We start from the raw sequence: 21828 nt of genomic DNA on the forward strand, positions 1-21828 counted from the left end.
TCACACATCCCCGGCGATCGTGTTGCGCTCACTGGGCTGGACGTACACCAGGCCGTCGCCCTCGAAGCGGATCTGGAAGGCCTCGCCGCCGCCCTCGCCCATGAGCGTGCGGAACGTCACGCCGGACTGGAAGGACTGTCGGACGTTGCCCTGGTGCGCGATGTACGCCCCCGGGTCGACCGTCAGCGGGAACTGCGGGCTGACGCGCAGCACCACCGCCGGCCCGTCCGACATGATCGCCGCCTGGCCGTGTCCCTCGACGGTCGTCGTGAACAGGCCGTTGCCCTGCGAGGCGCCGCGCATGCCGGTGAAGGACGTGCCCGTGCGCAGGCCCGAGTCGGTCGCCAGCAGGTTGCTCGACTCGACGTACAGCTTGTCCCCCTGGAGGCCGACAAGGTTGATCTCGGAGGCGCGGTCGGCGAACCAGCACGTGCCGTGTCCCTTCACCTCCATCAGTGTCATCTGCTCGCCGGTGATCCGCCGGGTGACCATCCCCCGGATGCCCTCACCGCCGCCGCTGAGCTTCTTGAAGTCCATCTGCCCGTCGTACGCCACCATCGAGCCGTTCTTCGCCTTGACGGCGTCCCCGGTCATGTCGATGGCCAGCACCTTGCTGCCTTGAAGTCGAAACATCGCCACGGGGCGAAGGTAGCCCGCCGAGCACCCCCGGCAACAGATCCCGAAGGTGGAGATCGCCCCTGAACCTCCCCCTAGGGGCTGAACATCCGTCCGCACCCCCGTTCCGGTCGCCCCAGCCGCGAATGTCAGAATGGGCGAACGTTTGTGCATCCATTCACAAAGCGACCCCCTCGCACCCACCGAAGGTGACCCGTGGACATCAAGACCGCCTCCGCCCTCCGCCGCCTGCGCCTGGTCTCGGCCCCCGAAGCCGTTTCCTTCCTCCTCCTGCTGGTCTGCTCGGTGCTGAAGCGGACCACGGACTTCAACGCGGTGCCCGTCATGGGCGCGGTCCACGGAATCCTCTTCATCCTCTACGTGATCTTCTGGGCGGACGCCTGGAACCGCGCCAAGTGGCCCCTGAGGACCGCCGCCCTCTACTTCCTCCTCTCCGTCCTCCCGACCGGCGGTTTCTTCGCCGAGCGCAGGCTGCGCCGCGAGACCGAGGACGCGGTCGACGCAGTCATCGCCTCCCGTGCGCGCCAGGAACAGGACGGGGTGGCCAAGGCATGATCGTCGCCTTCTCCGTGACGCCTCTCGGCGTCGGCGAGGACGTGGGGGAGTACGTCGCCGACGCCGTCCGCGTCGTCCGCGAATCCGGCCTCCCCAACCGCACCGACGCCATGTTCACGTCCATCGAGGGCGACTGGGACGAGGTCATGGACGTCGTCAGACGTGCCGTCGCCGCCGTCGAGAAACGCGCGCCGCGCGTCTCCCTCGTCCTCAAGGCGGACATCCGCCCCGGAGTGACCGACGGTCTGACCTCCAAGGTGGAGACGGTGGAGCGCCACCTCTCCCCATGATCTGCATGATCCGCACCGGCTGACGGGCCCCTCTCGCCCGCTAAACCACCCCCGTGCACGCTCACCCGTCCGGACGCACCCAGGTCGACTCGCCGTCATATCTCCCCTTTGGTGGGGACATCGGCTCGTTCGATCACTGGAGGGCGCTGTGCGGCCGGAGGGCTACGACTACGACACCCACAGCCGACTCGCCGGACCCCTCAGCGAGGCCCCGGCCGGATCCCCGTACCAGGTGCGGTACGTCTCGCTCCTGTCCCGCGAGCCACGCCGAATACGCGCCGTCCTGCTCATGACCCTCGCGCCCCTGCTCACCGGCGCCCTGCTCGTCTACCTCGTCTGGCCCACCCACTGGGTGGAGCGCGAGGCCGGTGAGAGATGGATGGTCGATCTCGACATCGTGATGCTCGTCGCCATCGGGCTGATCGAGCTGTTCATGGTCGTCAACGTGGTGTCCATCGCCCACGCCACGATGGTCGCCCGCGACCCCGTCCCCGTAGAACCCGAGTCCGGCACCCGCGTCGCCTTCCTCACCACGTACGTCCCCGGCAAGGAACCCCTCGCGATGGTCCGGGCCACCCTGGAAGGCGCGACCCGCGTCCACCACACCGGCCCCCTGGACGTCTGGCTCCTCGACGAGGGCGACGACGAGCAGGCCAGGGCGCTCTGCGCCGAGCTGGGCGTACGGCACTTCAGCCGGCACGGGGTCCCCGAGTGGAACCGGGACAAGGGCGTCCACAAGGCCCGTACCAAACACGGCAACTACAACGCGTGGATCGCCATGCACGGCGACGAGTACGACTTCTACGCCTCCGTGGACACCGACCACGTCCCGCTCCCCAACTTCCTGGAGCGGATGACGGGCTTCTTCCGCGACCCGGACGTCGCCTTCGTCGTCGGCCCCCAGGTGTACGGGAACTACGCCCACCCCGTCACCAAGGCCGCCGAGTCGCAGCAGTTCCTCTTCCACGCGCTCATCCAGCGCGCCGGCAACCGCTACCGGGCCCCCATGTTCGTCGGCACCAACAACGTCGTACGCATCGCGGCCGTCAGACAGATCGGCGGACTGTGCGACTCCATCACCGAGGACATGGCCACGGGGTTCGAACTGCACCGCCGCCGCAATCCGCTCACCGGGCACCACTGGCGGTCCGTCTACACGCCCGACGTGCTCGCCGTCGGCGAGGGACCCGCCTCCTGGACCGACTTCTTCACCCAGCAGATGCGGTGGTCGCGCGGCACGTACGAGACGCTCTTCAAGCAGTACTGGAAGGCGCCCTTCACCATGCCCCCGGGCCGGCTCTTCTCGTACACGCTCATGCTCGTCTACTACCCGATGACCGCCGTCAACTGGTTCCTCGGCATTCTGAGCTGCTTCCTCTTCCTCTGGTTCGGGGCCTCCGGCACCCAGGTCGCCGCCTCCGTCTGGCTGATGCTCTACAGCGACGCCGCCGCCCTCCAGATCGGGCTGTACCTGTGGAACCGGCGGCACAACGTCTCGCCCCACGAGCCCGAGGGCTCCGGTGGGCTCGCCGGCATGGCGATGTCGGCGCTCTCCGCGCCGATCTACCTGAAGTCCTTCGGCGCGGCCCTGCTCCGCCGCCCCAGCCGGTTCGTCGTCACGCCCAAGGGTGGGGACGCCAGCCCCGACCGGCTGCTCACCTTCCGCGTCCACCTCTTCTGGGCCGCGTTCCTGGCGACCTCGCTCGTCGCCTCCGTCCATCTCGGCCACACCCATGTGGCCATGCGCACCTGGGCCGTCCTCGCCATGGCGATCTCCCTTGCCCCGGTCGGGGTGTGGATCGCCACCCGCCTCAAGAACCGCAGGGAAGCCAGGGAGAGCAGAGAAAGCAGAGAAAGCAGGGAGTGCGAGGAACCGGCGATCGCCACCGGCGCCGTCGCCCCGGTCTCCAGCACCCCGACAGGAGGCAACTAGGCCATGGCCTTCCAACCGTCGAAGAAGACCAAGAAGACCAAGAAGACCGTCCTGGGCATCGGAGGCGTCGCCCTCCTCGCCGGTCTCAACGCTCCCGCCGTGCTCGGCTTCGCCGGCGAGCGCTACCACGAGTACAAGATCGCCCAGCCCGGATACAAAGCGAAGTACGGCTCCTGGAGCGCGATCGACATCCCCGAGGAGTTCCGCACCAACGCCATCCACGCGGCCCTGCTCCACACCGGCAAGGTCCTGATCGTCGCGGGCTCGGGCAACGAGCAGAAGAAGTTCGACAAGGGGTCCTTCGACACGATCCTCTGGGACCCGAGGACGGACACCTTCAGGAAGATCGCCACCCCCGACGACTTCTTCTGCGCCGGACACGCCCAACTCCCCGACGGACGGCTCCTGGTGGCCGGCGGCACCGCCCGCTACGAACTCCTCGACGGCGAGGTCGAGCGGGCCGGCGGCGGAATGCGCGTCAAGAACGAGAACCCCGACAAACCGGTGGTCCTGAAGAAGGGCACCCGCTTCCGCTCGCCCGCCGGGGTCGAGTACGTCAGCCGGTTCGACGTCACCGTCCCCAAGGCGAAGCGCACCCAGAAGATCACGTACAACGCGGCCGGGGTCATGCAGCCCTGGGTGACGAAGGTCGTCCCGAGCGAGGCCCGCGTCTTCGTCGAGGCGGCCGAGGCCGGGCCCGTTTCGATCACCGCCAAGCAGGCGCAGTACGAGATCGTCGGCCTGAAGGGCAAGGACGCGGACAACACGTACGGCCTCTCCGAGAAGATCACCATGGACAAGCAGGACTTCCAGGGGATCAGAGCGGCGTACGAGTTCGATCCGAAGGCCGAGAGGTACATCCCCGTCGACCCGATGGACAAGGCACGCTGGTACCCGACCCTCGTCGGCCTCGACGACGGACGGGTCCTGGCCGTCTCCGGTCTCGACGACGTCGGGGCGATCGACCCCGGGGACAACGAGATCTACGACCCGAAGACCAAGAAGTGGACCCCGGGCCCCAAGCGCTACTTCCCCACCTATCCCGCCCTCTTCCTCACCAAGGGCGGCAAGCTGTTCTACCCGGCCTCCAACGCCGGCTACGGACCCGCCACCCTGGGCCGCGTGCCCGGCCTGTGGGACCTGGAGAAGAACACCTTCGAGAAGGTGCCGGGCCTCACGGACGCCGACAAGACCGAGACCTCCGCCTCGGTGCTGCTGCCACCCGCGCAGGACCAGAAGGTGATGATCCTGGGCGGCGGAGGTGTCGGCGAGTCGAAGAAGGCGACGCGGCGCACGGCCGTGATCGACCTGAAGAAGGACAACCCGGTCTTCGAGGCGGGCCCCGACCTCCCCCAGGGCACGCGCTACCTGAACAGCGTCCTGATGCCGGACGACACCGTGTTCACGTCCAACGGCTCCGCCGACTACCGGGGCCGCAGCGGCAGCAACATCCTCAAGGCACAGTTCTACGACCCCAAGACGAACGCGTTCCGGGCGGCGGCCTCCCCGAAGGTGGGCCGCAACTACCACTCCGAGGCGCTGCTCCTGCCCGACGGCCGGGTCGCCACCTTCGGCTCCGACCCGCTCTACGACAACCAGCAGAACACCAAGCTCGGCCACTTCGAGCAGCGGATGGAGATCTTCACCCCGCCCGCGCTGCACAAGAACGGCAAGAACCGTCCCGTACTCGGGGACGGCCCCCAGGAGGTGGACAAGCACGGCCGCGCGACGTTCGAGTCGGCCCACCCCGAACGGGTGTCCAAGGCCCGTCTGATGCGCCCCAGCGCGGTCACCCACACGACGGACGTCGAACAGCGCTCCATCGACCTCCCCCTCAGCAGGGACCGCACCTCGGTGACGGTCGACGTACCGAAGGACCGGACGCTGGTGCCGCCCGGCTGGTACATGCTGTTCGTGACGGACGCGAAGGGGACGCCGTCGGAGGCGAAGTGGCTCCAGGTGAGGTGAACAGCCGTATCGGGCCTACCGCGTACGGGAGTTGCGGGCCAGGCCGAGCGCGTACTCGGGCCACCACCGCCCGGCCGCCGGTCCGCCCCGGCACTCGCCGTCCGACTCGCCGGGCCGCTTGATCCACAGATAGGCGTCGAGGGCGCGCTCGCCGGTGCGGGTGGTCGGGCGGGTGCCCAGGGCGCGTCCCGGCGGGTTGCACCAGGCATCGCTCCGGTCGCCGCCCAGCGGCCCGTTCCCGTTGCGGCTGCTGTCGACGACGAAGTGCTTGCCGCCTAGGGCGTGGGAGAGGGCGACCCCGTACTTCCGGGTCGCCACGTCCGTCTGGAAGTTGGAGACGTTCAGCGCGAAACCGTCGGCCCGTGCGATCCCGGCCCGCCGCAGCGGTTCGACGAGCTTCGACGGCTCCTCGATCCAGTCGGGGTTCCCGGCGTCCAGATACACCTTTGTACGGGGCTGCCGCTTGAGCCGCGCCACGGCCTCCCCGAGCAGCCGCTCACGCTCGGCGTGGTACTCGCCGGGCGTGCAGCCGTCCACTACATGCGCGACCGCGTCCGGTTCGAGGACGACCAGCGCCCGGCTGTCCCCGAGTGCTTCGGCGAACCGCCCGATCCACGCCCGGTAGGCGTCCGCGTCACCGGCCCCGCCCGCCGAGTGCTGACCGCAGTCGCGGTGCGGAATGTTGTACGCCACGAAGATGGTCGTACGCCCTTCCCGCGCCGCTGCCTCGGTGGCGGCCCGGATCACCGGCACCGGATCGTCGCCGGCGGGCCACAGCGCGGCGGGCTGCTCGGCGATCCGCCGCAGCAGCCGCGCCTCCTTCGCGCGGCCCTGCCGCTGCCAGAGCCGGACCTGGCGGGCGGCGGGGCCCGCCGGATCGACCCAGAACAGCCGGTCCCCGTCGGTGGAGGCTTCCTTGGTGGCACCACTGACGACGGCCGCCTCGCCCACCCCGGGCGCGGCGGCGCAACCCGCCGTGAGCCCGAGCGCCGCGAGTACCGCGAGTACCGCGAGGGTGGGGATCAGCCGGGACATACGGCTCCCTTGGGTGAGGTGACGATCAGTCAGTAATCCTGACATAAGTGGAGTAACCATTACGTATACGACACCGGGACGGCCGAGGTCCCTGGGCTGGGTCCGACCGGGCCGGACCGAAGGGCGAGACAGGGCTGACCGCGATGTGACCGGCCGGTAAGGTCTGGTGCCGTGCCGAAGCCGCTCAGTCTCCCCTTCGACCCCATCGCCCGCGCCGACGAACTGTGGAAGCAGCGCTGGGGAAACGTCCCGTCCATGGCCGCGATCACCTCGATCATGCGCGCGCAGCAGATTCTGCTCGCGGAGGTCGACGCGGTGGTGAAGCCGTACGGTCTGACGTTCGCGCGGTACGAGGCGCTGGTGCTGCTCACCTTCTCCAAGGCGGGCGAGCTGCCGATGTCCAAGATCGGTGAGCGTCTGATGGTCCACCCGACCTCGGTCACCAACACCGTGGACCGCCTGGTGAAGTCGGGCCTGGTCGCCAGACGCCCCAACCCGAACGACGGCCGCGGCACCCTCGCCACGATCACCGAGAAGGGCCGCGAGACGGTCGACGCGGCGACCCGCGACCTGATGGCGATGGACTTCGGCCTCGGCGTGTACGACGCGGAGGAGTGCGCGGAGATCTTCGCGATGTTGCGGCCGCTGCGGGTGGCTGCGAGCGACTTCGACGAGGAGTAGGGCAGGGCGGCAGAGGCACCGGTGGCGACCGGGGCCGCCGGAAGATCGCTGGAAACCTCTGGTTACGCTCGTACGCATGAAGAAGAGCGTGTTGACCCGCTACCGCGTCATGGCCTACGTCACCGGTGTGCTGCTGGTTCTGCTGACCCTCGGAGTGATCGCCAAGTACGCGCTGAAGCTCGACGGCGCCGACGGCTTCACGAGTGTCGTCGGTATCGCGCACGGCTGGCTGTACGTCGTGTACCTGGTGTTCGCCTTCGATCTGGGCTCCAAGGCGAAGTGGCCGGTCCGCAAGCAACTGTGGGTCCTGCTCGCCGGCACCGTTCCCACCGCCGCGTTCTTCGTCGAGCGGCAGGTCAGCCGCGAGCTGGCGGCACAGCTCGCGGAGCCGACGCCGGTGGTTGCCAAGGCGTAACCGCTACAGCCGTAACCGCTACGGGTTGCGGCCCAGCCCCAGCACCAGCACCCGGGTGAAGGCTCCCGCCCACTCCGGGTCCACCGGCTCCGCGCTCACCAGGGTGCGGTGCACCACCGCGCCCGCGACCATGTCGAAGATCAGGTCCACCGTGCGGGCGGCCTCCTCCGGGTCTGTTTCCGGGGGGAGTTCGCCGCGCTGCTGCGCGCGGGCGCGGCCTTCCAGGACCAGGCGTTTCTGGCGGTCCACGATCGACGCCCGGATGCGTTCCCGCAGCGCGTCGTCGTGCGTCGACTCCGCGACCACCGCCATCAGACCGCTCTTCGTCTCCGGGCGCACCAGGATCGCCGCGAACTGGAGGACGACACCCTCGATGTCGGCGGCGAGGCTGCCCCGGTCGGGCATCTCCAGTTCGTCGAAGAGGGCCGCGACCGCGTCGACGACCAGTTCGTTCTTGCCGGGCCAGCGGCGGTAGAGGGTCGTCTTCGCCACCCCCGCGCGCGTCGCCACGTCTCCCAACGTCAGCTTTGACCAGCCCAGTTCGACCAGCGCGTCCCGCGTCGCCGCCAGGATCGCCGCGTCCGCGGTGGCGCTCCGGGGGCGTCCCGTACGGCTGACGGGCGTGCGGCTCTGCATTGGATGACCATAACCGGCCAATCCCGTCCTGTGAGGGTCGTGAGCGAGGTCACTCCGAGGTGCTCTGGGGGTGCTTCACAGGAGGCTGCCACTGCCGTTACGCTACGACTCGTAGCGAAAGCGATGGCCATCGACCAGAGATCAACCAGGACCGCTTTTCACAACGCCTTTCACATGGGCGCACCGAACGGGGGAGGATAGACGCATGCAGCCACGGAACATGTCCATGAGCGGGGTCGTCGACCTCGCCGCGGTGAAGGCGGCCCAGGAGGCCAAGTCGAAGGCGGAGCAGGCGCGCGCCGAAGCCGCCCGGCAGGGCGGGGGAGGGGGCGTGTCGCCGGCCGACCTCGTCATCGACGTAGATGAGGCCGGGTTCGAACTCGACGTCCTGCAGCGGTCCACCGAGGTGCCCGTCGTCATCGACTTCTGGGCCGAGTGGTGCGAGCCGTGCAAGCAGTTGAGCCCCGTTCTCGAACGGCTGGCCGTCGAGTACAACGGGCGCTTCGTCCTCGCCAAGATCGACGTCGACGCCAACCAGATGCTGATGCAGCAGTTCGGCATCCAGGGGATTCCGGCCGTCTTCGCCGTCGTCGCCGGTCAGGCACTGCCCCTCTTCCAGGGTGCCGCCGGTGAACAGCAGATCCGCCAGACCCTCGATCAGCTCGTGCAGGTCGCCGAGCAGCGCTTCGGGCTCACCGGCCTCGTCGTCGACGCGGATGCCGCACCCGGCGACCGGCCCGTCGCCGCCGCTCCCCAGGACCCGGTCGGGCCGTACGACGCGTTGCTCGAAGCCGCCGTGCAGGCCCTGGACGCGGGGGACCTGGGTGGTGCGGTGCAGGCGTACAGGAACGTGCTGAGCGACGACCCCGGGAACACGGAGGCCAAGCTCGGTCTCGTCCAGGCCGAGTTGCTTCAGCGGGTGCAGGGAGTCGATCCGCAGCAGGTCCGCAAGGACGCCGCCGAGAAGCCGAAGGACCCGACGGCGCAGATCGTCGCCGCCGACCTGGATCTGGTGGGCGGCCATGTCGAGGACGCGTTCGGGCGGCTCATCGAGACGGTGGGGCGTACGGCGGGCGACGACCGCGATGCCGTACGGCTGCGGCTGCTGGAGCTGTTCGAGGTCGTCGGCGCGGATGATCCACGGGTCGCCGCGGCCCGGCGGGCGCTGGCACGGGCGTTGTTCTGACCGATCGGTAGGGGTGAGTGGCAGGTCACAGTTCGATCAGTGGTCTGACCTGTCGCTAAACACCATGACGCGTGTTGTCAGCGTGAAGAATTTGTCGATCGGGTGCTCATGCGGCCGCACTTTGCCAAATCTTGGTAATTGCGGCCGCTGTTACTTGTAGTAAGCCAGAGGCGTCGTACTGTCGGGTTTGCTGCATGAAGTTGCCGGTTTGTCACCCCCCTGAGGGCCACCCAGCGTTGTCGGGTGACACCGGCGGGTCGCCGCTCGGTTATCTGCCCGTTACTAGCCAGTAACGAACCCCCTTGTGCGGGCGGCGAGAATGCACCACGATCGGCGTCGCTCGGTCCTATCCCGTACACCGACAGCCAGTCGGGCGGACGGGAGCTGTTGGGTCCCCACCGGGCAGAGTCGGCGGCAGTGGCGCCGGCTCTCGGACAGGGGGGTCTTCGCCTTCTGGTGGAGCCTGTCCGGCAAGGTTGTGCGTGATGTGCGTCAGGCGCGACCAGTTGGTTGTCGCTCGGGGGTGATCGCCGGTGATTCGGGCGCTGTTCGCGTCGTCGAGCGCGGGCGCTCTCCTTACCGAGGACGTAGCACTTCTCCCATCCCTGCCCGGCTGAGCCGCCGTTATGGGGCAGTCAGGGCCAGGAGATGTACGTCCGAGAAGGAGGAAATATGGAGTCCCAGGTGCGTGGCGGGACCAGATGGAAGCGTTTCGCTGTGGTGATGGTGCCCAGCGTTGCCGCTACGGCATGTATAGGTGTTGCCCTCGCGCAGGGTGCCCTCGCCGCTTCGTTCAGCGTGTCCGGCCAGTCGTTCAAGGTCAGCGCTGACTACATCGAGGGCACGGGCTTCTCGCAGTACGGCGCCATCGACGCGGGCAAGACGCTGGAGGGCAAGGACACCATTCACCCGGTTGCGGTGTCGGCGTTCTCCAATGCCCGTATCCAGAACATGTGCCAGTCGGTCGTCACACCGAACATCCCGCTGCTCGGCTCTGTCACTCTGCAGCTGACCGCGGGTAACAGTGGCGACAAGGACAAGCAGGTCTCCGCCAAGAACCTCTACATCGACGTCGAGGACCTCGCCGCCGAGAAGGCTGTGTTCAGCGGCATGGACATCGGCGTCGCCGCCGGTTCCCTGACCGACCCGCCCATGAAGGGCGGCGCAGAGAAGTCGAACCCCTACGGTTTCGGCCAGTCGGCGGATTCCGTGGAGCTGTACAAGGTGAAGCAGACGGCGTGGGCCACCACCGCCGGAACCTTCACGCTGCCCGGTCTGAGCATGAAGCTCTACTCGGGTACCAAGGAGTGCTACTAAGCACTCGGTGACGGGCGGGGGAGGCCGTGAGGCGCCCCCCGCCCGTTCCTCTCCGACCGGGTCTTCGCACATCGCCCCTCACGGGTTGATGGAAGGCCCCTCACCACAGCAACACCGCACCAGGGAGCTGTTTCCATGAGCGCCGAGACTCCTGCCGCCCCCAGTCTGTTCGACCGGTTGAGGCTGCAGTTCCGCGCCTGGCGGGGTACGAGGCCGTTCTGGGCCGGTCTGTTCGTCATGTTCGCCGGTGTCCCGATCATGTACTTCCCCTACGCGCACCTCACGATCGGTCAGCTCACGGTCCGCATGTCCACAACGGCCGGCGCGGGATCCCTGATCATCGGAGCCCTGCTCGTCGTCCTGGGCATCAGCCTCTGGTTCCAGAAGCATGTACGGACCTTCGCCGGCACCGCCGCGATCCTGCTGGGACTCGTGTCCCTCCCGGTCTCCAACTTCGGCGGGTTCGTCGTCGGCTTCCTGCTGGCCCTGGTCGGCGGCGCGCTGGCCATCGCCTGGGCGCCCGGTGAGCCGGAGCCGGACACGAGGTACGGAGTGCCTGCGGGTAACGGCGGCACGGATGCGGCCCCCGCAGCGGAGTCCCCCGAGGCCCCGGCGTCTGCCGAGGCCGGCGATGGAGCGGACCCGGCGGCGGAGCCCGGCGTACTGGACATGAGCAAGTCGAACGAGCCGTACGAGCCGAACGATCTGTCAGGAACGAGCCCGGTGAACGGGGCGAACGGGAGGCGCAGTGCCGGCTGACGAGGTGACCCACGGGACTGATGTGGACGAGTCCCGCGGGCGAACCGGGCCGCGGCACGCGGCCCCGAGGAAGCCGCTGTTCACCAGGTTCCATATGCCTGCCGGAAAGGCGATAGCCCTGGCGGCGATGCCGACCGCGGTGCTCATGGGCATGGGGTTCACGCCGACACTTGCACGTGCCGACGACCAGCCGACGACGAACAGCATGACGGCTGAGGAATACCAGAAGTGCGTCGAGGTGGTGACCGGCACCGAGAGCGACACGGACACGGCGGCGACGCCCTCCCCGTCCACCAGCTCGTCGTCGTCCGACGACGGGGACACGGCGACGGAGCCGTCCCCCTCGGCCACTGCCACGGGCTCGGACTCCGGTGCCTCGGACGGTTCGTCGGATTCAGGTTCCGACGACGCGGCCGAGCCCACTCCGGCGCCGTCCGCGAGCAAGACGACGTCCAGTAGCAGCACCGGCGGCAGCGACGCGGCCACGCCCACCCCCTCGGCGAGCGCGAGCGCCACCGAGGAGAGCGGCGGCAACCTGCTGGAGACCATCGGCGACGCGATCGTGGACGTCTTCACGGGCGGCAGCGACTCGTCGAGCGACACGGCGTCCACGACGACCTCCACTGAGTCGACCGAGACCGGGGACAGCGCCACTCCGGCGCCGACCGCGTCACCGGCGCCGACCGCGGAAGCGGCCGACAAGGGCACGACCGACACCACCACGGTCAAGGACACGACCCCGAAGGTCACCGAGGTCCTCAAGGACACCACCGACACGGCGGCCAAGGCGACCGAGAAGACCACGGAGGCCGCCACGAAGGCAGCCGCCGAGGCCACCGCGTCCCCGAGTCCCTCGGCGAGCGCGTCCACCGACGCGGCCGACTGCCCCGCCGCAGCCACCGACGACGAGGGCGGCGTCGACAACTCGACCAGGCTGCCTGACGAGCCGTGGACCCTCCAGGCGAGTTCGCTGCTGCTCAAGGGCGCGGACTACCAGGGCATCGTCAAGGTGCGCACCGCCGACGGCTCGGTCAAGGAGGTCCTGAAGTACGTGATCTCCGGTGGCACGGAGATCGGTGACCTGCACCAGATCGTCAAGGACGAGCAGTCGGGCAAGACGTACCACGCGGTGGCGGGCAAGAACCAGCCGAACTCCACGATCGAGGGCGGCAAGACGATCATGTACACGGAGAGCATCTCCGGCAACCTGCTGGGCCTGATCCCGGTGACGTTCAGCCCGAAGAGCCCTCCGCCCCTGAACATCCCCCTGATCTACTTCACGAACGTGAAGGTCATCCAGGCAGGCCAGTTCGGCGGCACGCTGACGATCCCGTTCCTGCACCAGTACACGACCTGAGCGCTCACGTCCCCCGTTCGGGAGCCGCACCGAGGCCTGTGGCCCGGCCTACCGCTGTTGGCGGGGGGTCGGGCCACAGGTCTGTGCGGCCCTGTCCCGTTTCAAGCTGGCCAACGGGCAGCCGGTGCCGTAACTAGGAAAGGACTCCGGCCATGACCGATTTCATCCGCACCGGAAGGCTGTTCCGGGTGGCCGGGTTCAACCCGTCCCACCGGTATCTCTTCCTGCTGAGCGAAGCCACGCTGGTCGACGGAACCTCGACACATATCGAGGTCACCATCGGCCACGTGAGGCTGATGCTCCTGCAGCCCTACTACCGCAACGGCCTGCACATCCGCCGCGCCAATCCGCAGGAGTTCGCGGTGCTGGCGGAACGGCACGGGCTGGAGCCCGCCGATGCCGAGTACACCTGGATGCTGGACCCTGACGGCGACAGCTTCGTCGTGGGTGGCAATCCGAACTGGCGCGAGGCGGAGTACGCGCTGATGGGCGGCCGGGAGTCGCTGTGGACCGGGCCCTGGCCGCCGGACTTCCCGGCGGAATCGGGGGGCGTCTTCTGACGCCTCGCCACCCTCACCTTGTCACCTACTGTCCAGCATCGAACGCTACTGCAACTCGAAGCAGACAGTTCCGCTGATCAGCCAGCTGGGAGACACCGGGCAGCCCGACCGGCCCGGCCCGGCCGGAACGGTGCTGCGAAGTGGCTGGTGCGGGACGGTCCTGTGGGTGTTTCGGGGAAGAGCGCGAGGTTTTGGGCGGCGCCGGCAACCGCCCCGCCCCAGGTCACCCCCTCCCGGCCCTCACACCCTCGAACTTCCGAGCCCCTGCCCAAGGCAGGACAGCCCACATCCGCGTCCCCCCTCCCGGCTCCCGAGCCTCCCCGAACCCCCACTCCCCACCGCACCCCTCCACCACGCACCCCAACACCCGCAACGCATCCCCCCTGCGCTCATCGCAGGCAGCAGCCAGCCGGGGATGCACATGCCTCCGGTGACCGTCGTAGAGAACGACCTGCAGCTCCCCCTCCCACCACCGCAGCGACACGTACACCGACGCATCCGCAGCGAACCGGAAAGCGCACGCCGTCAGCTCCCCCACCACCTGCACCGCGGCGTCCGCCATCTCCTCCAGCCCATGCGTCTGGAGCACAACCCGAGTCGTAGCCCGGGCAACCCGCGAACTCACCGCCTCGGCAGGCAGGGTGAAGCCGTACGTGAGCGTGTCGGGGCCGGGCGGCGGCGCCTTCGTGAGGTCGGTCGAGATGGGACAGGCCGAAACGGCGAGCGATGCACACATGGCGAACTCCCTTGCTGAACAACGGACTTGACTCAGCCGACGTACGCCCGACCGGTGGCCTGTCTCCCTGGCGCGAGCATGCCCCTCCCAGGGAAGGAGAATGCGGGCACGCTCGCGCGATGCGCTTCCGAGTGATGCCGGGCCGTAAGCGACTAGTAACCAACCGTAGACCATGTCCGGAGTACACGTACTACTCTTCGCGGAGTTCCAGGTGGACCAGGGGAGCACCACAGCGGCAGACTGACCCCGTCACACAGCCGAACGGGAGGGACGCATGCCGCCGAGGAGCAAGCCGACGGAGCGCCAGAGGCGGTTGGGCGCGGAGTTGCGCAGGATGCGCACCTCGGCCGGGATCAAGACGGAGCACGCCGCCCGGCTGTTGAACGTTCCCCGTACGAACGTGCCCAACATGGAGTCGGGTCGGTCAGGCATCAGCCCTGACCGCGTACGTACTCTCGCCGCCAACTACGGCTGTACGGACGAGGAGTTCGTCGAGGCGCTGGCTGCCATGGCCGCCGGGCGTGACAAGGGTTGGTGGGAGGAGTACCGGGACCGGCTCCCGGACGGCTTCCTGGACATCGCCGAGATGGAGTGGCACGCCAACCGGCTACGGATCACCGTCAGTGTGCACCTGCCAGGGCTGCTCCAGACCGAGGACCACGCCCGCGCCGTATTCCGAGCCGTGATCCCGCCCCTGCTCACCCCCGACCTCGACGTGCGCCTGGCTCACCGGGTCGACCGGCAGCAGGTGCTCGACCGCCCGGAGCCCCCGGCCCTCGACGTCATCCTCCACGAGGCCGCGCTCCGTATGGAGTTCGGCGGATCCTCCGTCGCGCGGCGGCAGTTGGAGCACCTGCTGCACGTGTCCGAGCGTGAGGCCGTGACGATACGTGTCATCCCGTTCAAGGCGGGCGGCTTCCCCGGCGCTGGACAGTCAGTCGTCTATTCCGAGTCGAACGTCCCCCGCCTGGACACCGTGGAACTCGACAGCACGCACGGCCCGGAGTTCATCGACACCCAAGCGCAACTCAACAAGTACCGCGCGCACTTCGACGCGGCCGAAGCCGTGGCGCTCGCCCCCGCGCCCTCGCGGGACTTCATCCGCACCCTCGCCAGCGACCTTTAGGAGACCCCGTGCCCGACATCACCTGGGAAGAGCCCTACTGCGGCGAAGGCGCCAACTGCTTCCGCATAGGCACCGACCCCCACGACAACGCCTACATCGCCATCGCTGGCCAAGAGGACACCTACCTCACCGACACCCGGGACGCCCTCCGCACCCTCATCCAGGACATCAAGGCCGGCAAAGCAGACCACCTCCTCTGACCACGCCTTTAAGCGCCGTTGCCTCCCACATCCACGATCTGGGGAGAAGGAACTGCCCAGGCACCAGCAGGCCGTGGTCGCAGGGAATATCCGAGTCGTCATGGAAAGGCATAGGGCGCGTGGCTGCTGGGAGTTCCAGGTGGACCAAGAGAGCGCCTCAGCGGCAGACTGACCCCGTCACACAGCTGAACGGGAGGGGCATATGAAGCCCAAGACCTGGGTGGTCTACACCGCCTACCCGGAGTAGCCATGACCTACGGGACCGGCCTCACCTGGCTCTCCGAGCAGTGCGATGAACTGGCGGACCTGCCTCCCGCAGAGATGGACTGCCTCATCGAGCGGGGGCCGGTCTCGGCCATGCTCCTGATCGCCGAGCGTTCGGTCCGGGAGCTCGGCCACCCGGCGTCCCTGCAGCTGGGCCGTGACGTACGGCGGCTACTGGACTCCGGCCTGGCGGACGACACGATCCGCACGGCCTGGGCCGGCTCAACCGACCACGCGTTCGACCCAACCAAGCAGCAGGTCGGAGCGCGGGAGTGGCTGGAGCGGATCGAATTGGGCTGGCGCGCCGCGGAATCCCACCGTGACCCCGGCTTCACTCCGCTCCCGGCCGACCCCGTGACAGACGAGTCGCTGTGTGCCGCGATGCACGGGGCGATGGCCCCGTTGGCTGCCGCGCTGACGCGGGCGCACGAGGAAGGAGAGGTGTTCAACCCGCTGCCGCTGCCCACCCCTTTGGTGCCGGCACTGGAGCAGGTGATCACCGGGGCGTGCGCTGACCTCGGTTTCCGGCTCTTCCTGCGCGCGGTCAAACGCTACGCGCTGCCGCTGGACGGCCCGTGCCGGGCAGTGCTGGTGGCACTCGGCGAACGTCTCGGATACCCGGAAGGCGCAGTCGACCAGGGCCTTCAGAGGGACTGACGTGACGAGGGTGGGCGGGACGCACGTCCCGCCCACCCCTCGAAACATCAGGTCCGGATCAGCGCGAGTTCGACGTCCTACGCCCTACTCCGGGTCCTCCGCGGAGTCGGTCTGGTCCTGATCCTGGCCCTGGAGATGATCGGGTGCCTTCTGGATCGGGTGGAGCGTGACCTCTCGCTCCTCCGGCAGCCAGTCGGCATCGTCCTGGCCGAGTTGGATCGCGGCGGCGACGAGCTTTCCCGTGTCGAGGTGGTAGGCGCCGTCCTCGTCCGGTTCCGCCTGCATCATCGCGTCGGTGATCGGGACCGAGACGTACCGCTCCTCGACGACCGTACGCCGCAGCCTGAACGACACCGAATACGTCGCCATGATCTCCCCCTGTTTGTGTCTGTTGCTTGCCGTCCCCGGCAGGTCGAACGTCAACCTATGACACCTCCCGGAGCTCGGGAAACACTGAGGGCGCCCCCTGTCACACACCACAGGAGGCGCCCTCACAGCCGTACAGTCGGCCGTACTACCAGTAGTCCGTCAGGCGTGTTCGCCCTCGCCCAAGTGGTGCACCCGGACCATGTTCGTCGTGCCCGGGACGCCGGGCGGGGAGCCGGCCGTCATGACGACGATCTCGCCGACGTTGAAGCGGTTCAGCTTCAGCATCTCCTGGTCGACCAGGGAGACCATCTCGTCCGTGCTGTTGACGAACGGGACGACGTACGAGTCGACACCCCAGCTCAGGGACAGCTGGTTGCGGGTGCCCTCGTCGGTCGTGAAGGCGACGATCGGCTGGGCCGCGCGGTAGCGGGAGAGGCGGCGGGCGGTGTCGCCGGACTTGGTGAAGGCCACCAGGCCCTTGCCGCCGAGGAAGTCGGCGATCTCGCAGGCCGCGCGGGCGACCGAGCCGCCCTGCGTCTTCGGCTTCTTGCCGGGGACGAGGGGCTGGAGGCCCTTGGAGAGGAGCTCCTCCTCCGCCGCGGCCACGATCTTCGACATCGTGCGGACCGTTTCGAGCGGATACGCGCCGACCGACGACTCCGCGGACAGCATGACCGCGTCCGCGCCGTCCAGGATCGCGTTCGCCACGTCGGACGCCTCGGCGCGCGTCGGGCGGGAGTTGGTGATCATCGACTCCATCATCTGGGTCGCGACGATCACCGGCTTGGCGTTGCGCCGGCACAGCTCCACCAGGCGCTTCTGCACCATCGGGACCTTTTCGAGGGGGTACTCGACGGCGAGGTCGCCGCGGGCCACCATCACACCGTCGAAGGCCGCGACCACGGCGTCCATGTTGTCGACCGCCTGCGGCTTTTCCACCTTGGCGATGACGGGGACGCGGCGACCCTCCTCGTCCATGATCTTGTGGACGTCGTCCACGTCACTGGCGTCACGGACGAACGACAGGGCGACCAGGTCGCAGCCCATGCGCAGGGCGAAGCGCAGGTCGTCGATGTCCTTCTCGGAGAGGGCCGGGACGTTCACGGCCGCACCGGGCAGGTTGATGCCCTTGTGGTCCGAGATGACGCCGCCCTCGATGACGATCGACTTCACCCGCGGACCCTCGACGTCCACGACCTTCAGCTCGACGTTGCCGTCGTTGATCAGGATCTGGTCGCCGCGCGACACATCGCCCGGGAGGCCCTTGTACGTCGTACCGCAGATGGTCTTGTCACCGGGGACGTCCTCGGTGGTGATGACGAACTCGTCGCCCCGCACCAGCTCGACGGGGCCCTCCGCGAAGGTCTCCAGGCGGATCTTGGGGCCCTGCAGGTCGGCGAGGACACCGATGGCCCGCCCGGTCTCCTTGGCGGCGGCACGGACCCGGTCGTACCGGCCCTGGTGCTCGGCGTGGGAGCCGTGGCTGAAGTTGAAGCGGGCCACGTTCATCCCGGCTTCGATCAGCGACACGAGCATTTCGTGGGAGTCGACCGCGGGGCCGAGAGTACAAACGATTTTCGAACGGCGCATGGGGCGATCCTATCGGTTTGTTTCGCTTCGGAATATTCCGCCTGGTGGACGACGTAGAAGGCATGCACTGAACACAAAGGGGCGGGATAGCGCTCAGGTGAGGCTCTCCCATCAATATCCGCCAAGTGTCGTCAGTTGTCCGTTTCGCTGTCTGTTCCTACCAGCGCGTATGTCTGTGTCGCGATCTCCAGCTCCTCGTCCGTCGGGACGACGGCCACCGCGACCCGGGAGCCCGCGGGCGAGATCAGCCGGGCCTCCTGGCCCCGTACGGCGTTCAGGGCGCCGTCCACGGCCACCCCGAGGCCCTCCAGGCCCGCCACCGCCGCCTCGCGCACCGGCGCCGCGTTCTCGCCCACTCCGGCCGTGAACGCGATGGCGTCCACCCGGCCGAGTACCGCGTAATAGGCGCCGATGTACTTCTTCAGACGGTGGATGTAGATGTCGAAGGCCAGCCGGGCCGCCGGGGCGTCCGCGCCGCCCTCGTCGATACGGCGGCGGATTTCCCGCATGTCGTTGTCTCCGCACAGACCGAGCAGGCCGCTCTTCTTGTTGAGAAGAGTGTCGATCTCGTCCGTGGACATTCCGCCAACACGCGTCAAATGGAAGATGACGGCCGGGTCCAGGTCGCCGGACCGGGTTCCCATGACCAGTCCCTCCAGTGGCGTCAGCCCCATGGAGGTGTCCACGCACCTGCCGCCCCGCACCGCCGACGCGGACGCCCCGTTGCCCAGGTGCAGCACGATCACGTTCACGTCCTCGGGCGCCCGGCCCAGGAGCCGCGCCGTCTCCCTCGACACGTACGCGTGGGACGTGCCGTGGAACCCGTACCGCCTGATGCGGTGCTCGTCGGCGGTCTTCACGTCGATCGCGTAGCGGGCCGCCGACTCCGGCATCGTGGTGTGGAAGGCCGTGTCGAAGACCGCGACCTGGGGCAGGTCGGGGCGCAGGGACCGGGCCGTACGGATGCCGGTGAGGTTCGCCGGGTTGTGCAGCGGGGCCACCGGGATCAGGCGCTCGATCTCGGCGAGGACCGTGTCGTCGACGACCGTCGGCTCGGTGAAGGACAGGCCGCCGTGCACCACCCGGTGGCCGATGGCCGCCAACTCGGGGGAGTCCAGGCCCAGTTCGTCCTTTGCCAGTTCCTCAGCCACCGCCTTGAGGGCTGCCTCGTGGTCGGCGATCGGGCCCGTGCGCTCGCGGGACGCGCCGCCGGTCGCCAGCGGGGTGTGCTTGAGGCGGGACGTCTCCTCGCCGATGCGTTCCACCAGGCCCACGGCGAGCCGGCTGCTGTCGCGCATGTCGAGCAGCTGGTACTTCAGCGAGGATGAACCGGAGTTGAGGACTAGGACGCGGGTCGCGGTCACTGGTGGGACACCTTCTGTGTGGGGGCCTGACTGGGGGCGGAGTCGGCTGTCTGGGCCTGGATCGCCGTGATCGCGACCGTGGTGACGATGTCCGGGACCAGGGCGCCCCTGGACAGGTCGTTGACCGGCTTGCGCAGGCCCTGGAGGACCGGGCCGACGGCGATCGCGCCGGCCGAACGCTGCACGGCCTTGTACGTGTTGTTGCCGGTGTTGAGGTCAGGGAAGATCAACACGCTTGCCTGGCCCGCGACTTCGGAGCCGGGCAGCTTGGTGGCGGCCACGGTCGGCTCCACGGCCGCGTCGTACTGGATCGGGCCCTCGATACGGAGATCCGGGCGCCGGGAGCGCACCAGCTCGGTCGCCTCCCGCACCTTGTCGACGTCCGCGCCCGAACCCGACGTACCCGTCGAGTACGACAGCATCGCGATCCTCGGCTCCACGCCGAACTGCTCGGCGGTCGCGGCCGACTGGATGGCGATGTCGGCCAACTGCTCGGCGTTCGGGTCGGGGTTGACCGCACAGTCGCCGTAGACGAGGACCTTGTCGGCCAGGCACATGAAGAAGACGGAGGAGACGATGTCGGCGTCCGGCTTGGTCTTGATGATCTCGAAGGCGGGGCGGATCGTCGCGGCCGTGGAGTGGACCGAGCCCGACACCATGCCGTCGGCCAGGCACTCCTGGACCATCAGGGTGCCGAAGTAGTTGACGTCCGCGACGACGTCGTAGGCCAGCTCGACCGTGACGCCCCGGTGTGCGCGGAGGGCCGCGTACTTCTCGGCGAAGGAGTCCCGGAGTTCGGAGGTCGCCGGGTCGATCAGTTGGCAGCCGCCGAGGTCGATGCCCAGGTCGGCGGCCTTCTTGCGGATGCCGTCGACCGGGCCGAGCAGTGTCAGGTCGCACACACCCCGGCGCAGCAGCACCTCGGCGGCGTGCAGGACGCGTTCCTCGGTGCCTTCGGGCAGGACGACCCGGCGCTTGTCGGCGCGGGCGCGTTCGAGGAGCTTGTGCTCGAACATCATGGGTGTGACGCGGTCGCTGCTGGGGGCGGAGACCCGCTTCAGCAACTCGGTGGTGTCCACGTGGCGTTCGAACAGGCCGAGGGCCGTCTCCGCCTTGCGTGGGGTGGCCGCGTTCAACTTCCCCTCCAGGGAGAAGAGTTGGGCGGCGACAGGGAAGCTGGTGTCGGCGACCGAGACGACCGGGGTGCCGGGGGCGAGGCGCGCGGCGAGGGTGAGGACCTCGTTGCTGGGACGCTCGTTCAGGGTCAGCAGGACACCCGCGATGGGCGGCGTACCGGCGCTGTGCGCGGCCAGGGCGCCGACGACCAGGTCGGCGCGGTCGCCGGGCGTGACGACCAGGCAGCCGGGGGTCAGCGCGGTCAGGAAGTTGGGCAGCATCGCGCCGCCGAAGACGAAGTCCAGCGCGTCACGGGCGAGGCCCGCGTCGTCGCCGAGGAGCACCTTGCCGCCGAGCGCGTGGGTGATCTGGGCGACCGTCGGCGCGGCGAGGGCGGGGTCGTCGGGGAGGACGTAACAGGGCACGGGGAGACGGGAGTCGAGGCTCTCGGCGATACCGGCGCGGTCCTCGCGGGCGACTCGGTTGGCGATCATGGCGAGCACGTCGCAGCCCAGCGCCTCGTACGCGCGGTACGCGTTGCGCGTCTCGGCGAGCACCGACTCGGCGGTCTGGTTGCGTCCGCCGACCACCGCGACGACGGACGCGCCGAACTCGTTCGCCAGGCGGGCGTTGAGGGCCAGCTCGTCCGGGAACTGGGTGTCGGCGAAGTCGGTGCCGAGGACGAGGACGACGTCGTACTCGCGGGCGACCCGCAGGAAGCGGTCGACGAGGGTGGAGACGAGCTCGTCGGTGCCCTGCTCGGCCTGGAGCGCGGACGCCTCCGGGTAGTCCATGCCGTACACGGTCGCCGGGTCCTGGGAGAGGCGGTAGCGGGCGCGGAGCAGCTCGAAGAGACGGTCCGGGTTGTCGTGCACCAGGGGGCGGAAGACGCCCACGCGGTCGACCTGCCGGGTCAGGAGTTCCATGACTCCCAGCTCGACGACCTGGCGGCCGTCGCCCCGGTCGATCCCGGTCACGTACACGCTGCGGGTCGTCACGCGTGCTCTCCGTTTCCTTGCTCGTCATGATCATTTGGGTGGCTGCGTCGGTGCGCGCAGATATCGCCCACCGGAGTGAG

At 68.7% G+C, this 21828-nt stretch carries 22 protein-coding genes; 14 read left to right on the top strand and 8 right to left on the bottom strand.

The features are described 5' to 3' along the window. Entirely contained in the window at positions 1 to 633 is a 633-nt protein-coding gene (locus tag OHN74_RS30375) for an AIM24 family protein (protein ID WP_189149669.1), read from the bottom strand. A gap of 198 nt (positions 634 to 831) precedes the next feature. Here OHN74_RS30375 and OHN74_RS30380 point away from each other — a divergent pair, with 198 nt between their 5' ends. The 4 genes from OHN74_RS30380 (at position 832) to OHN74_RS30395 (ending at position 5382) form a co-directional block, all read left to right on the top strand. After that, positions 832 to 1191: a DUF3817 domain-containing protein gene (locus OHN74_RS30380; protein ID WP_327697758.1), complete on the top strand. Its 360-nt coding sequence runs from the start codon at positions 832 to 834 to the stop codon at positions 1189 to 1191. Further along, positions 1188 to 1481, top strand: a complete 294-nt coding sequence (locus tag OHN74_RS30385) for an MTH1187 family thiamine-binding protein (protein ID WP_327697759.1) — start codon at positions 1188 to 1190, stop codon at positions 1479 to 1481. Before OHN74_RS30380 ends, OHN74_RS30385 begins: the two co-directional genes overlap by 4 nt. Before the next feature lie 148 nt (positions 1482 to 1629). Then, positions 1630 to 3414 (top strand): glycosyltransferase family 2 protein, encoded by a 1785-nt coding sequence (locus OHN74_RS30390; protein ID WP_327697760.1) that lies wholly within the window; start codon positions 1630 to 1632, stop codon positions 3412 to 3414. Positions 3415 to 3417: 3 nt separating this feature from the next. Next, positions 3418 to 5382 (top strand): kelch motif-containing protein, encoded by a 1965-nt coding sequence (locus tag OHN74_RS30395; RefSeq protein ID WP_327697761.1) that lies wholly within the window; start codon positions 3418 to 3420, stop codon positions 5380 to 5382. A 15-nt stretch (positions 5383 to 5397) separates the two neighbouring features. Here OHN74_RS30395 and OHN74_RS30400 read toward each other — a convergent pair whose 3' ends face one another. Further along, a complete protein-coding gene (locus OHN74_RS30400; protein WP_327697762.1) occupies positions 5398 to 6417 on the bottom strand; it encodes a glycoside hydrolase family 6 protein in 1020 nt (339 codons plus the stop codon). Between the two features lie 171 nt (positions 6418 to 6588). Here OHN74_RS30400 and OHN74_RS30405 point away from each other — a divergent pair, with 171 nt between their 5' ends. Both OHN74_RS30405 and OHN74_RS30410 read left to right on the top strand, forming a co-directional pair. Further along, positions 6589 to 7098: a MarR family winged helix-turn-helix transcriptional regulator gene (locus tag OHN74_RS30405; protein WP_327697763.1), complete on the top strand. Its 510-nt coding sequence runs from the start codon at positions 6589 to 6591 to the stop codon at positions 7096 to 7098. 76 nt (positions 7099 to 7174) lie between these two features. Next, a complete protein-coding gene (locus OHN74_RS30410) occupies positions 7175 to 7513 on the top strand; it encodes a DUF3817 domain-containing protein (RefSeq protein WP_327697764.1) in 339 nt (112 codons plus the stop codon). An 18-nt stretch (positions 7514 to 7531) separates the two neighbouring features. On the opposite strand, the gene OHN74_RS30415 is transcribed toward OHN74_RS30410, so the two are convergent. Next, complete coding sequence (locus OHN74_RS30415) at positions 7532 to 8149, bottom strand: TetR/AcrR family transcriptional regulator (protein ID WP_327697765.1); 618 nt, start codon at positions 8147 to 8149, stop codon at positions 7532 to 7534. 205 nt (positions 8150 to 8354) lie between these two features. Between OHN74_RS30415 and OHN74_RS30420 the strand changes: the two genes are divergently transcribed. The 5 genes from OHN74_RS30420 to OHN74_RS30440 all read left to right on the top strand — a co-directional run bounded on the left by OHN74_RS30420 (position 8355) and on the right by OHN74_RS30440 (position 13328). Next, entirely contained in the window at positions 8355 to 9335 is a 981-nt protein-coding gene (locus OHN74_RS30420; protein ID WP_327697766.1) for a tetratricopeptide repeat protein, read from the top strand. Positions 9336 to 10007: 672 nt separating this feature from the next. After that, on the top strand, positions 10008 to 10652 hold the full coding sequence (locus OHN74_RS30425) for a DUF6230 family protein (protein WP_327697767.1): 645 nt from the start codon (positions 10008 to 10010) through the stop codon (positions 10650 to 10652). Positions 10653 to 10787: 135 nt separating this feature from the next. Next, positions 10788 to 11411, top strand: coding sequence for a DUF6114 domain-containing protein (locus OHN74_RS30430; RefSeq protein ID WP_327697768.1), 624 nt, complete (start codon positions 10788 to 10790; stop codon positions 11409 to 11411). Further along, positions 11401 to 12768, top strand: coding sequence for a hypothetical protein (locus tag OHN74_RS30435; RefSeq protein ID WP_327697769.1), 1368 nt, complete (start codon positions 11401 to 11403; stop codon positions 12766 to 12768). Before OHN74_RS30430 ends, OHN74_RS30435 begins: the two co-directional genes overlap by 11 nt. A gap of 152 nt (positions 12769 to 12920) precedes the next feature. Further along, complete coding sequence (locus tag OHN74_RS30440; protein WP_327697770.1) at positions 12921 to 13328, top strand: hypothetical protein; 408 nt, start codon at positions 12921 to 12923, stop codon at positions 13326 to 13328. A gap of 223 nt (positions 13329 to 13551) precedes the next feature. On the opposite strand, the gene OHN74_RS30445 is transcribed toward OHN74_RS30440, so the two are convergent. Then, the gene (locus OHN74_RS30445) at positions 13552 to 14064 is read right to left on the bottom strand and encodes an ATP-binding protein (RefSeq protein ID WP_327697771.1); all 513 of its coding nucleotides are present in this window, start codon (positions 14062 to 14064) and stop codon (positions 13552 to 13554) included. Between the two features lie 274 nt (positions 14065 to 14338). On the opposite strand from OHN74_RS30445, the gene OHN74_RS30450 reads away from it, so the two are divergent. From OHN74_RS30450 to OHN74_RS30460, 3 genes are all read left to right on the top strand, one after another. Beyond that, a complete protein-coding gene (locus tag OHN74_RS30450; RefSeq protein ID WP_327697772.1) occupies positions 14339 to 15190 on the top strand; it encodes a helix-turn-helix domain-containing protein in 852 nt (283 codons plus the stop codon). Positions 15191 to 15198: 8 nt separating this feature from the next. Then, positions 15199 to 15390 carry a hypothetical protein gene (locus OHN74_RS30455; RefSeq protein ID WP_327697773.1) on the top strand — a complete coding sequence of 64 codons (192 nt, stop codon included), beginning with the start codon at positions 15199 to 15201 and terminating at the stop codon, positions 15388 to 15390. A gap of 249 nt (positions 15391 to 15639) precedes the next feature. Beyond that, a complete protein-coding gene (locus tag OHN74_RS30460; protein WP_327697774.1) occupies positions 15640 to 16311 on the top strand; it encodes a hypothetical protein in 672 nt (223 codons plus the stop codon). A gap of 84 nt (positions 16312 to 16395) precedes the next feature. Here the strand turns inward: OHN74_RS30460 and OHN74_RS30465 are convergent, their stop codons facing one another. The 4 genes from OHN74_RS30465 to pta form a co-directional block, all read right to left on the bottom strand. Then, a complete protein-coding gene (locus tag OHN74_RS30465) occupies positions 16396 to 16680 on the bottom strand; it encodes a hypothetical protein (RefSeq protein WP_327697775.1) in 285 nt (94 codons plus the stop codon). A gap of 159 nt (positions 16681 to 16839) precedes the next feature. Next, positions 16840 to 18270, bottom strand: a complete 1431-nt coding sequence (gene pyk / locus OHN74_RS30470) for a pyruvate kinase (protein ID WP_327697776.1) — start codon at positions 18268 to 18270, stop codon at positions 16840 to 16842. Positions 18271 to 18401: 131 nt separating this feature from the next. Then, entirely contained in the window at positions 18402 to 19634 is a 1233-nt protein-coding gene (locus tag OHN74_RS30475; RefSeq protein WP_327697777.1) for an acetate kinase, read from the bottom strand. Continuing rightward, positions 19631 to 21748: a phosphate acetyltransferase gene (pta, locus tag OHN74_RS30480; protein ID WP_327697778.1), complete on the bottom strand. Its 2118-nt coding sequence runs from the start codon at positions 21746 to 21748 to the stop codon at positions 19631 to 19633. The genes OHN74_RS30475 and pta overlap by 4 nt, the downstream gene beginning before the upstream one ends. Positions 21749 to 21828: the final 80 nt, after the last annotated feature.

This window comes from Streptomyces sp. NBC_00459, from assembly GCF_036013955.1.
Taxonomy (GTDB): domain Bacteria; phylum Actinomycetota; class Actinomycetes; order Streptomycetales; family Streptomycetaceae; genus Streptomyces.

Excerpts from the sequence above, each read along its gene's own strand:
- OHN74_RS30375 (WP_189149669.1), bottom strand. The coding sequence starts at position 633 with ATGTTTCGACTTCAAGGCAGCAAGGTGCTGGCCATCGACATGACCGGG.
- OHN74_RS30385 (WP_327697759.1), top strand. The coding sequence starts at position 1,188 with ATGATCGTCGCCTTCTCCGTGACGCCTCTCGGCGTCGGCGAGGACGTG.
- OHN74_RS30395 (WP_327697761.1), top strand. The coding sequence starts at position 3,418 with ATGGCCTTCCAACCGTCGAAGAAGACCAAGAAGACCAAGAAGACCGTC.
- OHN74_RS30400 (WP_327697762.1), bottom strand. The coding sequence starts at position 6,417 with ATGTCCCGGCTGATCCCCACCCTCGCGGTACTCGCGGTACTCGCGGCG.
- OHN74_RS30410 (WP_327697764.1), top strand. The coding sequence starts at position 7,175 with ATGAAGAAGAGCGTGTTGACCCGCTACCGCGTCATGGCCTACGTCACC.
- OHN74_RS30415 (WP_327697765.1), bottom strand. The coding sequence starts at position 8,149 with ATGCAGAGCCGCACGCCCGTCAGCCGTACGGGACGCCCCCGGAGCGCC.
- OHN74_RS30420 (WP_327697766.1), top strand. The coding sequence starts at position 8,355 with ATGCAGCCACGGAACATGTCCATGAGCGGGGTCGTCGACCTCGCCGCG.
- OHN74_RS30425 (WP_327697767.1), top strand. The coding sequence starts at position 10,008 with ATGGAGTCCCAGGTGCGTGGCGGGACCAGATGGAAGCGTTTCGCTGTG.
- OHN74_RS30430 (WP_327697768.1), top strand. The coding sequence starts at position 10,788 with ATGAGCGCCGAGACTCCTGCCGCCCCCAGTCTGTTCGACCGGTTGAGG.
- OHN74_RS30440 (WP_327697770.1), top strand. The coding sequence starts at position 12,921 with ATGACCGATTTCATCCGCACCGGAAGGCTGTTCCGGGTGGCCGGGTTC.
- OHN74_RS30445 (WP_327697771.1), bottom strand. The coding sequence starts at position 14,064 with ATGTGTGCATCGCTCGCCGTTTCGGCCTGTCCCATCTCGACCGACCTC.
- OHN74_RS30450 (WP_327697772.1), top strand. The coding sequence starts at position 14,339 with ATGCCGCCGAGGAGCAAGCCGACGGAGCGCCAGAGGCGGTTGGGCGCG.
- OHN74_RS30460 (WP_327697774.1), top strand. The coding sequence starts at position 15,640 with ATGACCTACGGGACCGGCCTCACCTGGCTCTCCGAGCAGTGCGATGAA.
- OHN74_RS30465 (WP_327697775.1), bottom strand. The coding sequence starts at position 16,680 with ATGGCGACGTATTCGGTGTCGTTCAGGCTGCGGCGTACGGTCGTCGAG.
- pyk (WP_327697776.1), bottom strand. The coding sequence starts at position 18,270 with ATGCGCCGTTCGAAAATCGTTTGTACTCTCGGCCCCGCGGTCGACTCC.